The 14,990-nt window shown below is 48.4% G+C and carries 13 protein-coding genes; 12 read left to right on the forward strand and 1 reads right to left on the reverse strand.

What is annotated here, in order from left to right; all coding sequences use genetic code 11:
- The first annotated feature begins 8 nt into the window (after positions 1 to 8).
- From cobA to nirD, 8 genes are all read left to right on the forward strand, one after another.
- Positions 9 to 845: a uroporphyrinogen-III C-methyltransferase gene (gene cobA, locus J4N45_RS12410; protein ID WP_252011626.1), complete on the forward strand. Its 837-nt coding sequence runs from the start codon at positions 9 to 11 to the stop codon at positions 843 to 845.
- Positions 846 to 941: 96 nt separating this feature from the next.
- Positions 942 to 1,922 (forward strand): glycosyl transferase family protein, encoded by a 981-nt coding sequence (locus J4N45_RS12415; RefSeq protein WP_252011627.1) that lies wholly within the window; start codon positions 942 to 944, stop codon positions 1,920 to 1,922.
- A 9-nt stretch (positions 1,923 to 1,931) separates the two neighbouring features.
- Entirely contained in the window at positions 1,932 to 2,504 is a 573-nt protein-coding gene (locus tag J4N45_RS12420; protein ID WP_252011628.1) for an ANTAR domain-containing response regulator, read from the forward strand.
- Between the two features lie 318 nt (positions 2,505 to 2,822).
- On the forward strand, positions 2,823 to 4,223 hold the full coding sequence (locus tag J4N45_RS12425) for a CmpA/NrtA family ABC transporter substrate-binding protein (RefSeq protein ID WP_252011629.1): 1,401 nt from the start codon (positions 2,823 to 2,825) through the stop codon (positions 4,221 to 4,223).
- 48 nt (positions 4,224 to 4,271) lie between these two features.
- Complete coding sequence (locus tag J4N45_RS12430) at positions 4,272 to 5,240, forward strand: ABC transporter permease (protein WP_252011630.1); 969 nt, start codon at positions 4,272 to 4,274, stop codon at positions 5,238 to 5,240.
- 58 nt (positions 5,241 to 5,298) lie between these two features.
- Complete coding sequence (locus J4N45_RS12435; protein ID WP_042476675.1) at positions 5,299 to 6,138, forward strand: ABC transporter ATP-binding protein; 840 nt, start codon at positions 5,299 to 5,301, stop codon at positions 6,136 to 6,138.
- A gap of 12 nt (positions 6,139 to 6,150) precedes the next feature.
- Positions 6,151 to 8,646: a nitrite reductase large subunit NirB gene (gene nirB, locus J4N45_RS12440; protein WP_252011631.1), complete on the forward strand. Its 2,496-nt coding sequence runs from the start codon at positions 6,151 to 6,153 to the stop codon at positions 8,644 to 8,646.
- Positions 8,647 to 8,648: 2 nt separating this feature from the next.
- Positions 8,649 to 8,975: a nitrite reductase small subunit NirD gene (nirD, locus tag J4N45_RS12445; protein ID WP_042476678.1), complete on the forward strand. Its 327-nt coding sequence runs from the start codon at positions 8,649 to 8,651 to the stop codon at positions 8,973 to 8,975.
- Between the two features lie 33 nt (positions 8,976 to 9,008).
- On the opposite strand, the gene J4N45_RS12450 is transcribed toward nirD, so the two are convergent.
- Positions 9,009 to 9,266 (reverse strand): hypothetical protein, encoded by a 258-nt coding sequence (locus tag J4N45_RS12450; protein ID WP_252011632.1) that lies wholly within the window; start codon positions 9,264 to 9,266, stop codon positions 9,009 to 9,011.
- Between the two features lie 238 nt (positions 9,267 to 9,504).
- On the opposite strand from J4N45_RS12450, the gene J4N45_RS12455 reads away from it, so the two are divergent.
- From J4N45_RS12455 to udp, 4 genes are all read left to right on the forward strand, one after another.
- Positions 9,505 to 9,921, forward strand: coding sequence for a CBS domain-containing protein (locus J4N45_RS12455; protein ID WP_234495502.1), 417 nt, complete (start codon positions 9,505 to 9,507; stop codon positions 9,919 to 9,921).
- A gap of 82 nt (positions 9,922 to 10,003) precedes the next feature.
- Complete coding sequence (locus J4N45_RS12460; RefSeq protein ID WP_252011633.1) at positions 10,004 to 11,467, forward strand: MATE family efflux transporter; 1,464 nt, start codon at positions 10,004 to 10,006, stop codon at positions 11,465 to 11,467.
- Positions 11,468 to 11,536: 69 nt separating this feature from the next.
- Positions 11,537 to 13,879: a zinc/cadmium/mercury/lead-transporting ATPase gene (locus tag J4N45_RS12465; RefSeq protein ID WP_252011634.1), complete on the forward strand. Its 2,343-nt coding sequence runs from the start codon at positions 11,537 to 11,539 to the stop codon at positions 13,877 to 13,879.
- Positions 13,880 to 14,118: 239 nt separating this feature from the next.
- Positions 14,119 to 14,880 (forward strand): uridine phosphorylase, encoded by a 762-nt coding sequence (gene udp, locus J4N45_RS12470; protein WP_252011635.1) that lies wholly within the window; start codon positions 14,119 to 14,121, stop codon positions 14,878 to 14,880.
- Positions 14,881 to 14,990 lie beyond the last annotated feature (110 nt).

Raw genomic sequence — 14,990 nt, forward strand, 5'->3', positions numbered from 1 at the left:
GACGCAGGATGAACACTCAAAGGAATGAGCAAGCATATCGTCCTCATCAACAGCAAGATGTAGGGTTTATTGATGAACTGCCGCACAAGGGTGGCAAAGGGTTTGTGTCCATTGTTGGTGCAGGGCCGGGTGACCCTGACTTATTGACTATGGCCGCGCATAAGCGAATTAAAAGCGCTGATATTGTGGTTTATGATCGCTTAGTCAGCCAGTCGATATTGGATCTTATCCCAGCATCGACACTGCGTTTCTACGTAGGTAAACGTTGTGGGATGCCAAGCCTTAATCAAGAGTCAATCAATGAGATCCTCAAAGACTGCGGTCAAAAAGGCTATCGTGCCGTGAGACTGAAAGGGGGCGACCCGTTTGTGTTCGGTCGTGGTGGCGAAGAAGCACTAGCGCTGAAGTCGGCCAACATCCCGTTTGAAGTCATTCCTGGCATTACCGCAGCGCTTGGCTGCTCTTCTAGTGCTTTGATACCGCTTACCCACCGCAAGGTGGCACGAAGCGTCACCTTAGTCACTGGGAATGTCGTCTCTGGTGCGCTCCCTGCTTGGTCATCGTTAATTGCTCAAGGGCAGACCTTAGTGTGCTATATGGGGCTCGAAAAAAGCCGAGAGATACAAACAGGATTGCTAGACTCAGGTTTAAGCCCAACTACGCCGGTAGCGATTATTGGTAAAGGTTGTAGCCCAGAGCAGGAAGTATATACTTTCGAATTATCACAGTTAAATCAGATAGCTGACCAGCTTCGCGGCTTAAGCCCTGCTTTGATGATCATCGGTGAAGTCGTATCGATTCGTCAGGAGCTTCTCGACGTTGCGCAGGAGTATGCCGTTGCTTAGCTTTTTCATTATAAGTAGAGCATAGTCATTATAAGCAGAGCATAGTCGTTACAAGCAGCGCACAGTAGCGGTCAGACACAAGAAGTAGGAGAGGATGTGTCGTTAATTCAAGAATGTATACGTACCGTGGGTCGCGGTTCTCGAGGACGAGGTCCACTCACACAAACTCAAGCTAGAGAGGTGATGCAAGCCTATCTGGCTGGTGAGGTTGGCGATGATCAAATGGCGATGCTGATGATGCTCATCCGTGTTCGCGATGAGACGCCAGAAGAGATCGCGGGCTTCGTGCAAGCTCTTAAGAGTACCCAACAGCAGTTTGCCGACCTTGACTGGCCGCTTTATGCAGGCAAACGCACAGGACAAACCTCAGGCTTACCGTGGCACCTAGTCGCAGCCAAAATTCTGGCAGACAGTGGAGTGAAGATATTACTGCACGGTGACTTAGACAAGATGCACAATCGTCTGCATGCCCGTGATTTTCTTCGTCATCTTAATATCAATACCGCAGCTAACTTAGATGAGGCGAAAACCCTGCTTGAGCAGTTTAACATCGCGTATCTACCCTTAGATAACTTCCTGCCTCAGGTTAAAGTGATGCTCGATTGGAAGCATCGCTACGGTCTTAGAACGCCGATCAATACCGTTGCAAGGGCTCTCAACCCAGCAAATGCACCGTTTGCATTACGAGGTAGCTTCCACCCAGGGTTTCAAGAGCTGCATGCCAAGGTTGAATCGTTAGTTCACTTACAGTCGGAGCAGACTCAGCGAACAGTATCGTTTAAAGGTCAATCTGGTGAGACGGAGTACAACCCTAAGGTTAGCCAAACCATCTGGTGGGCGGAAGACGGCAAGGTGAACTCTCACTACGTAGAAGAGACGATGACCACTCAGCCCGTGATTCCTTGTCCACTGGGAACCGGTGAAGATGAGCAAGACATGATGGCGAACACCATCATCAGTACGCTGACGATAGCGCTATTTACACTTTCTGGCGACTGGGACAGCGCCGAATCAAAAGCAAAAACACTTTGGCACACATATTGCGATGGTCTAACGAGTGAAGGAACACTATGTTAGGAAAATCGTATGCCAAAAACACCCGTCTTAGTTTGCTGCGACTCTATTGCAGAACAGGCGCATATTAGCGCAAGGCTTGCCAAAGACTTCGACAAAATCATGGGCTGCCAGCTATCTCAGCTGGAGTCCATGCTTGAAAAAGAACCCTCTGCCACGCTGGTTATTTCGTGGCAGCAACCTTGTGCCGAACTCTCGCTTATCATGGATGCCGCAAAGCAGAGACAGCGCCCCCTTCTTGTTATTCTAAAACAACTAAATGAGAATGATATCAATCGCTTACCTGTTGGAAATGATTACGTATTGCTGCCTCATGATTCGCAGTTTGAACTCAGCGCATGGGTCGTTCATGCAAGACAGGTACGTGAGAAATCGATTCAAGACGACCAGAAACTTGAAGCGCTTAACCTAAAGCTAGAAGAGCGTAAGCTTATTGAAAAAGCCAAAGGTTTGTTGATGAAGCATCATCATCTCGATGAGCAGACCGCCTTCTCGGCACTTCGAAAATCGTCCATGCAGTCGAGCTTATCGCTTGCTCAAGTCTCGAAGAACCTCATCCACACCCTAGAGTCTATCAGCCTTTAGCTACCACTTTGGGGTTAGTGATAATTCATTCAATTGGTGCACGGTGCACACTGGCGAAGCAAAATTTAACCAATAAAGTAACCAAATTTAACTAAAGTGCTGATAAATATAAATAAATGAATTTTGGCACGTATATTGAAAGACTAATATCAAACACAATACCCCCGCCCCTTAGTGGGCAGCTCCTGAAATCATCAACGGCGGTGAAGTGAAGGTTGGCGACGGCGTTACTGCTTATACATAGGCTCTATTGCTTATTGATAGCAGTAGCGCCTTTTTTTTGGAAAAAATTTTTAAGCATCACACGGAGAGAGTGTTATGAAGAAATGGACTCAACTAGGAACTCAAATCGGTAAGACGTTTCATCGCGTCAGCACCGCAACAATCGCGACAGCAACGCTACTTGTTGGCACATCAGCATGGGCTGAATTGGGCGAGCCAGAAATCGAAGAGCTGAAGTTTGGCTTCATCAAGCTGACCGATATGGCGCCGCTTGCCGTCGCATACGAGAAAGGCTTCTTTGAGGACGAAGGTCTTTACGTGACGCTAGAAGCGCAAGCGAACTGGAAGGTACTGCTAGACCGTGTGATTGATGGCGAACTTGATGGCGCACACATGCTGGCAGGTCAGCCGCTAGGCGCAACTATAGGTGTTGGTACTAAGGCGGAAGTCATCACCGCATTTAGCATGGACTTAAACGGTAATGCGATTACGGTTTCCAACAAGACTTGGTCAGCAATGAAGCCACACCTTGAGATGCAAGCGGATGGCAAACCGGTTCACCCTATCAAAGCAGACGCGCTAAAGCCTGTGGTTGAGAGTTACCTAGATGAAGGTAAGCCGTTCAATATGGGTATGGTGTTCCCAGTCTCCACACATAACTATGAACTGCGCTACTGGCTCGCAGCTGGTGGTATTCACCCTGGTTACTATGCACCAAAATCCGGTGATAACAGCGGTCAAGTGAATGCCGATGTTCTGCTTAGCGTGACGCCACCACCGCAAATGCCAGCGACCATGGAAGCGGGCACGATTGAAGGCTACTGCGTAGGCGAACCGTGGAACCAACAAGCGGTATTTAAGGGTATTGGTGTACCAGTCGTGACCGACTACGAGATCTGGAAAAACAACCCAGAGAAGGTATTTGGTGTATCGAAGTCTTGGGCTGAAGAAAACCCAAATACTCATATCCGTGTTGTAAAAGCGCTTATCCGTGCTGCGCATTGGTTGGATGAGAATAACAACGCAAACCGTGAAGAGGCCGTGAAGATCCTTGCGAAGAGTGCTTATGTAGGTGCGGATGCTGAAGTTATCGCTAACAGCATGACAGGTACGTTCGAATACGAGAAAGGCGATAAGCGTGATGTACCTGACTTTAACGTGTTCTTCCGCCACAACGCGACATACCCATACTACAGTGACGCGATTTGGTACCTAACACAGATGCGTCGTTGGGGTCAGATTGCTGATTCACAGGATGATGAGTGGTACATGAACATCGCGAAGGAAGTATACCGTCCTGACATCTATCAACAAGCGGCTGAAGCCTTGGTAGAAGATGGCGTACTAACGTCGAAAGACTTCCCTGATTTTAAATCTGAAGATGGCTTCCGTGCCCCTCAGAAACACTTTATCGACAACATCGTCTACGACGGCACTAAACCTAACGCTTACCTTGAGAAATTCTCAATCGGTCTGAAAGGCAAAGACAAGGTTTAAGCATTAGGTCAACGGAATGATTGCAGTAATAGCTAAGGAGTAAAGGCGATGGCAACGAACGTAATATCACTGAAGCCAAGCCGTGAAATGGTGGTGAACCGCAGCCGAGTGCTGCTGTTCCCCCTCATCGGGATTCTTTGTTTCCTAATGATGTGGCATTTGGCGGCGAGACAGGTTGAAACGTCACTGGGTACCCTTCCAGGTCCCGTTCAAACGTTTGAACAATTTAAAAACCTAGCTGCGGAGCATGTAGAGGAGCGCGAGAAAGCGGAAGCTTTCGTTGAGCGTCAGGAAAAACGCAACGCAGCAAAACTGGCGAAAAACCCAGATGCGAAAGTGAAGATCCGCCCATACACGGGTAAGCCCACCTTTTTTGACCAGATTGGTACGTCATTGATTACCGTGGCAGGTGGTTTCATCCTCGCCTCGGTAATCGCGATTCCACTCGGTATCGTCCTTGGCTTAAATCAAGGTGTTTATCAGGCATTTAACCCGATTATTCAACTGCTTAAGCCAGTGTCACCGTTGGCATGGCTGCCGATTGTGACCATGGTAGTGAGTGCGACTTATGTCAGTGACGACCCACTGTTTGCTAAGTCATTCGTCAACTCACTGATTACCGTTGCGCTGTGTAGCTTGTGGCCAACCTTGATTAATACCGCGGTGGGTGTAACGAGTGTAGACAAGGATCTTCTCAACGTGAGTAAGGTGCTTAAGCTCTCTTGGTGGCAACACATTCGTACCATCGTTCTACCGTCTGCGATCCCAATGATCTTTACCGGTCTTCGCTTATCACTCGGTATCGCATGGATGGTACTAATTGCAGCAGAAATGCTGGCGCAGAACCCAGGTCTTGGCAAGTTTGTTTGGGATGAGTTCCAGAACGGCAGCTCAGCATCACTAGGCCGAATCATGGTCGCGGTATTTGCTATCGGCTTTATTGGACTGTTGCTAGACCGTGGCATGTTGCTACTACAAAAACACTTTTCTTGGAACAAACAACAATCGCTCCGCTAATTAGGTAGTCACCGTTCAAACGAGTGATACCTAGACGAATGGAATAAGGAAGTTACTGATGTCGAAACCTTTACTTGACCTGACCCAGCTTGGAATGCGGTTCCCTACGCCACAAGGGGAGTTTGTGGCACTGAAAAACGTCAATCTACAGATTCAAAAAGGCGAGTTTATCTCACTGATTGGTCACTCTGGCTGCGGTAAGTCTACCGTGCTGAACTTGGTGGCTGGGCTTCACTTCCCAACCGATGGTGGCGTTATCGTTGATGGTCGCGAAGTCGATGGTCCTGGGCCTGAGCGTGCTGTGGTGTTTCAAAACCATTCGCTTCTGCCTTGGCTAACGGTATACGAGAACATTGAACTTGCCGTTAAGCAGGTAGCGAAGGGCAAAGACAAAGCATGGGTGAAAGAGCAAGTTCATCATTATCTTGATCTTGTGGAAATGGATCACGCAGCGGATAAAAAACCAGATGAAATCTCTGGTGGTATGAAGCAGCGCGTAGGTATTGCTCGTGCCCTAGCACTTAAGCCAAAAGTACTGTTAATGGACGAACCGTTTGGTGCTTTGGATGCATTGACGCGTGCCAAGCTTCAAGATGCCCTAATGGCGATTCAAGCTGAGCTCAACAACACCGTGATTATGATTACCCACGATGTGGATGAGGCCGTACTGTTATCCGACAAGATTGTCATGATGACCAATGGACCAGCAGCGACCATCGGCGAGGTGTTGGATATTAATCTAGAACGCCCACGTAACCGCGTGGCAATGGCAGACAACCCGCAGTATCAAAAATACCGCCAAGCCGTATTGACCTTCCTATATGAGAAACAGGCGAAAAACGAGCTGTCAGGATCGGTCGAAATCAGCAAACAGAAAGACGCAAAAAAAAGCGCATAGGGAGCAGCAGATATGGAGCATCTAGTCGTAGTTGGAAACGGCATGGTTGGGCATCACTTTATTGCTCATCTCATTAGCCAACAAGGACATTTAAATTATCGAATCACGGTGATTGGTGAAGAGCGCTACGCTGCCTATGACCGTGTACAACTTTCATCACTGTTCTCTGGGAATTCACATGATTCACTTATGCTAGGCGATGAAGAGTGGTACAAAAAGTATGGCGTAGAGCTTGTACTTGGCAGCCGAGTGACAGACATCGATAAGCAAGCGAAACGCATCACACTCGACGGTGAAGACATTCTCGGTTATGACCATTTGGTATTGGCAACGGGCTCATATCCATTTGTGCCACCCATTGAGGGTAAAGATCGAGACAATGTATTTGTTTATCGCACATTGGACGACCTTTCAGCGATTCGCAAAGCGTGTGAGGGAGCGAAAACAGGGGCGGTCATTGGTGGTGGTCTATTAGGTCTTGAGGCGGCCAACGCACTTAAACTTCTTGGTCTAGAAACCCATGTTATCGAGTTTGCACCACGTCTTATGCCCGTGCAGCTTGATGATGGCGCTGGTGGTCTTTTGAAAGATAAGATCGAAGATCTCGGACTCACGGTTCACACCTCTACGGGTACCGATAAAATCTGCGACGGCGAAACCGCTTATCACCGCATGGTGTTCAAAGATGCTGACCCGTTAGATGTTGATGTAGTCGTGTTCTCAGCAGGTATTCGACCGCAAGATGCACTAGCTAGAACTGCGGGTCTAGAGATCGGCGAGCGTGGTGGCATCGTCATCAACGATAACTGTCAAACCAGCGATGACGCTATTTATGCTATCGGTGAGTGTGCGCTTTGGCAAAATCGAATCTTTGGACTGGTTGCCCCAGGTTACGCAATGGCGAGAGCCGTTGCAGACCAGCTTATGGGTAAGGTGGCGACGTTTGAAGGCGCAGACATGAGTACCAAGCTTAAGCTGCTCGGTGTTGATGTAGCTTCTATCGGTGATGCGCAGATGCAGACTCCGGGTGCCAAAGAGATGGTGCTGCAAGATACGGCGCAAGGTACTTACAAAAAACTGATTGTCGACGAAACCAGCAGCAAACTTATCGGGGCGATCCTTGTCGGTGATACCTCTGATTACGATTTGTTGTTGCAAGCTTATCTGAATGAAAAAACCTTACCAGAGCATCCTGCTGAGCTGTTGTTTGACACTAGCTCACTCTCTGGCGGTGCAAGTGCATCGACCATGATCTGTTCCTGTCACAACGTGACACGTGGTGATTTGGTTGAAGCGATTCATGCTGGAGCACACGATCTTGCGACATTAAAAGATGAAACCAAAGCCGGTACCGGTTGTGGTGGCTGTGCCAATATGGTCAAGAGCGTCCTAGATGAAGAGCTCGTCGCCATGGGGCAAGAGGTCAACAACCACCTTTGTGAGCACTTTGAGTTTTCACGACAAGAGCTGTTCCATATCTGCCAAGTCGAGTCGATAAAGAGCTTTGACGAGCTGATTGATAAGCACGGTAAGGGCAAGGGTTGTGATATCTGTAAGCCGACTGCCGCGTCTGTATTTGCTTCACTTTGGAATGAGCACGTACTAGAGGGCTCGCATCGTGGTCTGCAAGATTCCAATGACCTTTTCCTCGCTAACCTTCAAAAAGATGGCTCTTATTCTGTTGTACCTCGCGTACCAGGCGGTGAGATTACGCCAGAGAAGTTGATTGTACTCGGTGAAGTAGCGAAGAAGTTCGATCTCTACACCAAGATCACCGGTGGTCAACGTGTCGACTTATTCGGTGCTCAAGTGGAGCAGCTTCCCGAGATCTGGGATACATTGATTTCAGCGGGTTTTGAGACCGGACATGCTTACGGTAAGTCACTGCGTACGGTGAAATCTTGTGTCGGTTCGACTTGGTGTCGCTATGGTGTTGATGACTCGGTTGGTCTCGCCATCGACCTAGAGAACCGCTACAAAGGATTGCGCGCTCCGCACAAAATTAAGTTTGCGGTTTCTGGGTGTACACGAGAGTGTGCCGAGGCGCAAAGTAAAGATATTGGTGTGATCGCCACCGAAAATGGTTGGAACTTGTACGTATGTGGTAATGGTGGTATGCGCCCACGCCATGCTGATCTATTAGCGTCTGACCTAACGACAGACGAGCTCGTGGCTCTGATTGACCGAGTGCTGATGTTCTATGTGAAAACCGGTGAGCGATTGCAGCGAACCTCGGTTTGGATGGAAAACCTAGAAGGCGGTTTGGATTACCTTAAGCAAGTCGTCATTGAAGACTCACTCGGTATCAATGCGCAGCTTGAAAAACAGATGCAGCACATTGTCGACACCTACCAATGTGAATGGAAAACCGCGGTTGAATCGGAAGAGAAACGCGCCAAGTTTATGCCGTTTATTAACAGTGACCAACAAAGTGCCGACCTTGGCTATCAGCGCGTTCGAGGTCAGAGAATTCCTGTCACCATCGTTGACCCGCAGTTGGAGGATTAATCATGTGGAATAAGATTTGTGATGTTGCCGATTTGACGCCATATCAAGGGCGTGGTGCATTGGTCGGAGAGGCTCAGCTTGCGTTGTTCTATCTACCAGAGACCGAGCAAGCGGTGTATGCCATTGATAACTGGGATCCAATTGGTGAGGCATTCGTGTTAAGTCGCGGGATCGTGGGCGACATTGGTGGACGCGATTGTGTCGCCTCTCCACTGTACAAGCAACACTTCGACTTAACCTCAGGTGAGTGTATCGAAGACCCTGACGTCTCGGTGAAAACATGGCTTGTTGAAATACGCGGCGAAGAAGTTTGGGTGATGTCAGCCTAAAACCTTAATCCAATAGCGTCATCATTGGTGGCGCTATTTAACTCTCATGAGTTGGTGAGTCGCGCCGCCTAGTTCCACTACTACTATTTGGGACGGCTTCATCAACTCAACTTTCTCCAACATACTCTCATCGTAACCTTTGTTTTTCATCCACGAAAGTGGGCTCGAAAACTGGTCCTCATTGACGACGAAAGACTGATCTTTCAAGAACGATTCAGACACATGCACAACCCAAATTCGCGAGCGAAATTCGATAGCGTCTGACAAGGTGTTGAGTAGTTTTTTAAACATGGTGAAGAAAGTACTGGTGACATTTTGTGACTGAGTGAAGACCTGATTGTTACAAAAATCTTATCCATAAGATAGGCAAAACAGAAAAAACCGTCTTACTCTTAGAAATATCAAGCAGTAAAACACTGCGATAGGAATTCACTATCGATAGTATCGGTAATTCCCACTTAGACCTTTTGGCAGTTTCGCCAACAATGGACGTAGAAGTTTATTAGCAAGGGACGAAAAGGAGAGTGCTATGGAGTCGCTAAAAGTAAAAGATTATATGACGCAAAGAACAGTCACGTTTACCGAAGACATGTCGCTTAGCGCTGCACTAGACAAAGTTATGCAGTCGACTCACTTAGGCGGACCTGTGATTGATGATAAAGAGCAGGTCATCGGCTTTATTTCGGAGCAGGATTTGCTCGAGAAGTTGGTAAAGGTGAGTTATCACTGTCAAGACACTCACACGGTCGGTGACTGTATGTACCGAGAAGTTTTGTCTGTATCGCCGCACACATCGATTATTGAGCTTGCCGATATGATGAAAGTGGGCAAACCTAAGATGTACCCAGTTATCGATAATGGACGTTTAGTCGGTATCATTACTCGACGCGATGTGCTTCGAGCGATTGGTAAAACGATTGAAGCGTGCTTCAAACATCCAGTATAACGGTTATGATGATCTAAATGGGCGCTGCGGCGCCCTTTGTTGTATGTAGAGATAAGTTGTTTGCAGAGAGAAAGGGAATTCGATGGCTGAACAATCTGCCAAGTTTGTTGAAGGCTCAACCATGCGCCACATTTTGGTGATGTCCGGCACGTCTACCGTGGGCATTATGGCGATCTTTATTGTTGATCTGCTCGATATGCTATTCATTAGTATGCTGGGACAAGCTGAGCTTGCAGCAGCGGTTGGCTTTGCTGGGACTTTGACGTTCTTTGCCACTTCAGTGAGTATCGGTACCTCTATTGCGATGGGGGCGCTGATGTCCAAAGCAATTGGTGCCAAGAATCTTAGCTATGCCCGTGAAATTGGTAGCAGCGTTTTAGTTATTTCATTTCTTATCAGCGCCATCGTAACCGCCGTGATGTGCGCGTATATACCCGAACTTCTCACCGCGATTGGCGCAGAAGGCAAAGCGCATGAGCGTGCTGAAGCCTATCTGTGGATCTTACTGCCGAGCACGCCACTTATTGCGCTTGGGATGGCGAGTGGTGCAGGCCTTCGAGCTGCGGGTGATGCCAAGCGCTCAATGTGGGCGACGTTAGCTGGTGGTATCGTTAACGCCATACTCGACCCTTTGTTTATTTTTGGTTTTAACTGGAACGTCGAGGGAGCGGCAGCGGCGTCTGTCGTGGCGAGATTTGCCGTGTTCTATTTCTCGTTCGTTCCTTTAGTTAAAGTACACAAACTGCTTTCAAGACCCAGTATTGATAGCGTTCGTCGCGATACTAAAGTCATGTTAGCCATTGCGATTCCCGCCATTATTACCAATACCGCCACACCGATTGGCAATGCCATTGTAACAACAGCAATAGCGCAATACGGCGAAGATTTTGTGGCTGGCTTTGCGGTCATTGGTCGAATTACCCCGGTTTGTTTTGCGTTTATTTTTGCACTCTCTGGGGCGGTGGGACCGATAATTGGGCAGAACTTTGGTGCGGCAAAAATAGATAGGGTGGAGGAGACACTCAAAAACTCGCTAATCGTAACAACGCTCTACACAGTGGTGGTATGTCTCTTACTCTATTTGGTGCAAGACCAGCTCATTGCAGTATTTTCACTAACCGGTGATGCCTCGCTTATTGTCGCGGCGTTTGCAACCTATGTGGCAATCACCTTTGTCTTCAATGGCGTCTTGTTCGTTGCCAATACCTCGTTTAATAATCTCGGCAAGCCTTTGTACTCAACAGTCCTAAATCTTGGTAAGGCAACAGCAGGTACGCTTCCGTTTGTTTACTTTGGGTCTCTTTGGTTTGGCGCGCTAGGGGTTTTGTATGGCCAAGCGGTCGGGAACATCGTATTTGGCGTCTTAGGTTACATTGTGTTGCGTTTTCACATTGCTGATTTGCACAAAACTGGAGAATGTACGCAAGCAGAAGACCCAAGTATTGTTAGCGTCAACTCACAGCCGTTTTGTACCCATGACCCTGTAATGATTGAAGAGGTGTCGAAGATAGATAAACAGTTGGAGTCGCCGACACTTTCTGGCTAACTTTTTCTTGACCTTGGAGGTAACTCCAAGGTTTACACTTGGGGCGTAGGTTATGAAAAGGAGAGTCCCATGTGTACTAAGCATACAGGTTGCAGCTCGCAAAAAATCAATGTCATCCGCCCTGTGGGGGAAGCATGCGATGCACCAAAAATTGCAAAAATGACAACGGTTTCATCACAAGCAGCATCTGAAGGATGTTCGTCAGGCAGCGATTGCTGTAGTGCTGAGCCTGAAGAACCCTCGGCTTCCAGTGGGTTAAGACCAGAAGCTTTAACCCCAAACGATACTGGTTTGCTCAAATCTTGGAAAGTCGTCGGTATGGATTGCCCAGCTTGTGCACGCAAGGTGGAGGCAGCGACCAATCGAATTAGCGGTGTGGTGAGCTCGAAAGTGATGTTCGCGACGGAGAAACTCGTCGTGCGAGTTGATGAACCCGCGTTGTTTTCACAAGTCGAAGCGGCGGTTATCGATGCAGGCTTTACCGTCCATGCCCTCGATGGCAGCTCGAATAATACTAACGAACAAGCTCAGTCATCCGGCTGGCAAAAGACCTTTAAAGACAACTTTCATATCCTAGCGATATCCACTGGTATGGCTATCGCCGCTGCTTTTAAAGGCTCTTACCCTGCGATGAGTGAATGGCTATTCACCCTGACCTGTGTTCTCGGTCTTATCCCTATTGGTACTAAAGCTATTAAGTTAGCCAAATCGGGTACTCCATTTGCGATTGAAACACTGATGAGTGTCGCCGCTATTGGTGCACTGTATCTCGGTGAAACCGTCGAAGCCGCAATGGTGTTGTTGCTGTTCTTGATTGGTGAGCGTTTAGAAGCCTTTGCTGCCTCTCGAGCAAGAAGTGGGGTACAGGCATTAATGTCTTTGGTACCTGAAGAAGCCACTGTGATTGTTAACAATGAACGCCAATCCAAAAGTGCATCGGCACTGGTACCAGGTGACATCATCGAAGTCGCTCCAGGTGATCGAATGCCTGCAGATGGTGAGTTAGTCAGCTCGAATGCCAGTTTTGATGAAAGTGCTTTAACGGGTGAGTCCGTCCCAGTTGAACGTATGGTAGGCGATACGGTTATGGCGGGAGCGGTATTGGCGGATAAAGTCGTGCGCTTAAAAGTCACGTCGAAGCAAGGTGAGAACGCGATTGATCGAATTTTGCATCTGATCGAAGAAGCCGAATCTCGCAAAGCGCCAATTGAACGTTTTCTCGATAAGTTCAGCCGCTGGTACACGCCACTAATGATGGTGGTATCGCTGTTAGTGATTATCACACCACCACTGCTGTTTGCTCAGCCATGGGAAACCTGGGTCTATCGCGGACTTGCACTGTTGTTGATTGCCTGTCCTTGCGCTTTGGTTATTTCCACTCCTGCTGCGATTACATCGGGACTCGCGGCGGCTACCCGACGCGGAGCACTGATTAAGGGTGGTGCTGCACTAGAACAACTTGGCAATATAGAGTCAGTGGCCTTTGATAAAACAGGGACACTCACATTAGGTAAGCCTCAGGTTACCGACGTGATTGTATCTGGTGCTTTAACGGAGCAAGAGCTGTTAGCTGCCACCGCCTCGATTGAACAAGGCTCTAATCATCCGCTTGCGACCTCTCTAGTGCGTCATGTTGAACGCTTAGGGCTTACTATCCCGTGTGCTGACGAGCAGAGAGCACTTGTGGGCGTTGGTGTTGAAGGGCTAATTGGTGACGTAAAATGGGTACTGTCAGCACCGTCTAAATTAGACATGGCAATCCCAGCTGAAGTAAGTAAGCAGATTGAGTTACTCGAGAGTCAAGGCAAAACGGTCGTCGTTGCATTGCGCGCGTCGAATGATGGTCTAAAGCTGGAAGGCTTGATTGCATGGCAAGATGAAATGCGTCCCGATACTGCTGAAGCGGTTGCTAAGCTATCTAAACTCGGCGTTCGCACCATCATGCTAACGGGGGATAATGAGCGCAGCGCGGCTTCTATCGCGGTCCTGTTGGGTATGGATTACAAAGCGCGCTTATTGCCAGCCGACAAGGTAACCTTTGTTAATGAGTTAGCAAGTCAACATCGAGTGGCGATGGTCGGAGATGGCATTAATGACGCGCCTGCTATGAAAGCGGCGAACATTGGCGTTGCAATGGGTGGAGGCACGGATGTGGCGTTGGAAACAGCGGATGCCGCGCTAACGCACAATCGCCTAACCGAGTTGCCTGCGATGATAGAGCTGTCACGCGCGACGCTTAACAATATTAAGCAGAACGTCGCCCTTGCCCTTGGACTGAAAGGGGTATTCTTGGTGACAAGTTTACTGGGTATCACCGGGCTTTGGGTTGCAGTGCTCGCTGACAGTGGCGCGACCGCGATAGTAACCTTGAATGCGCTTAGATTATTACGCCACAAATCTTCACTAGATTAAACAAGCATTGATGTGAACAAAGCCGCTCTTGTGCATAAACTGCGAAGGGCGGCTTTTTTGTGAGCGTAAAAACTAAATCTGTGCAAAAACACCGCTGATCCGACAGAAAAGTGTGATGCAAACCGTTTTTATTTGAAAGTTAGATTTTGTTGCATTAATAAAGTGTGATCTGAGTACGTTTATTGCTCTCGCTATCTTATAAGCTTAAACCCATACCCAAGAGACAAAAGGAGTCCCCCATGTCCCAAGCTGTTTTCCATCTCGGAGTAAATAAAGAAGATCTACAAGGCGCGACAATTGCCATTATTCCAGGTGACCCAGCTCGAGTTCAGAAGATCGCTGAGTTGATGGATGAGCCAGAGTTTTTGGCAAGCCAACGTGAGTACACTGTGTACCGTGCAAAACTAGACGGCAAGCCAGTGGTGGTTTGTTCGACTGGTATCGGTGGTCCATCAACGTCTATCGCGGTAGAAGAGCTGGCACAACTTGGTGTGCGCACCTTCTTGCGCGTTGGTACTACAGGTGCGATTCAATCACATGTGAATGTGGGCGATATGATTGTGACCACAGGCTCGGTTCGCCTTGATGGTGCAAGCCTACACTTCGCGCCAATGGAGTTCCCAGCGGTCGCAGACTTCGATGTAGCAACGGCAATGAAAGAAGCGGCTATTGAAGCGGGTTCAACTGTACATACTGGCGTGACAGCATCGAGCGATACTTTCTACCCAGGTCAAGAGCGCTACGATACGTTCTCGGGTCGTGTAGTACGTCGTTTCCAAGGTTCTATGGAAGAGTGGCAACAAATGGGTGTGCTTAACTTTGAAATGGAATCTGCCACGCTACTAACCATGTGTGCAAGTTCTGGTCTACGAGCTGGCTGTGTTGCGGGCGTTATCATCAACCGTACGCAAAAAGAGACACCGGATCACGATACGTTGAAACAAGCAGAGACTCGTTCTATTCGCGTGGTTGTGGAAGCGGCGCGCAAGCTACTTGATTAACGGCAGTCGCTGTTAGAAAGCGAGATTATAGAAAAGCGGAGCAGGCAACTGTTCCGCTTTTTTGTTAACTGCGTGTCGGTGTAGTTATCTAGGTGACAGATACGAAAAAG

It is taken from the genome of Vibrio sp. SCSIO 43140 (genome assembly GCF_023716585.1).
Classification (GTDB): Bacteria; Pseudomonadota; Gammaproteobacteria; order Enterobacterales; family Vibrionaceae; genus Vibrio; species Vibrio maritimus_B.

Coding starts and splice junctions, on each gene's coding strand:
- cobA (WP_252011626.1), top strand. CDS start 9: ATGAACACTCAAAGGAATGAGCAAGCATATCGTCCTCATCAACAGCAA.
- J4N45_RS12420 (WP_252011628.1), top strand. CDS start 1,932: ATGCCAAAAACACCCGTCTTAGTTTGCTGCGACTCTATTGCAGAACAG.
- J4N45_RS12425 (WP_252011629.1), top strand. CDS start 2,823: ATGAAGAAATGGACTCAACTAGGAACTCAAATCGGTAAGACGTTTCAT.
- J4N45_RS12430 (WP_252011630.1), top strand. CDS start 4,272: ATGGCAACGAACGTAATATCACTGAAGCCAAGCCGTGAAATGGTGGTG.
- J4N45_RS12435 (WP_042476675.1), top strand. CDS start 5,299: ATGTCGAAACCTTTACTTGACCTGACCCAGCTTGGAATGCGGTTCCCT.
- nirB (WP_252011631.1), top strand. CDS start 6,151: ATGGAGCATCTAGTCGTAGTTGGAAACGGCATGGTTGGGCATCACTTT.
- nirD (WP_042476678.1), top strand. CDS start 8,649: ATGTGGAATAAGATTTGTGATGTTGCCGATTTGACGCCATATCAAGGG.
- J4N45_RS12450 (WP_252011632.1), bottom strand. CDS start 9,266: ATGTTTAAAAAACTACTCAACACCTTGTCAGACGCTATCGAATTTCGC.
- J4N45_RS12455 (WP_234495502.1), top strand. CDS start 9,505: ATGGAGTCGCTAAAAGTAAAAGATTATATGACGCAAAGAACAGTCACG.
- J4N45_RS12460 (WP_252011633.1), top strand. CDS start 10,004: ATGGCTGAACAATCTGCCAAGTTTGTTGAAGGCTCAACCATGCGCCAC.
- J4N45_RS12465 (WP_252011634.1), top strand. CDS start 11,537: ATGTGTACTAAGCATACAGGTTGCAGCTCGCAAAAAATCAATGTCATC.
- udp (WP_252011635.1), top strand. CDS start 14,119: ATGTCCCAAGCTGTTTTCCATCTCGGAGTAAATAAAGAAGATCTACAA.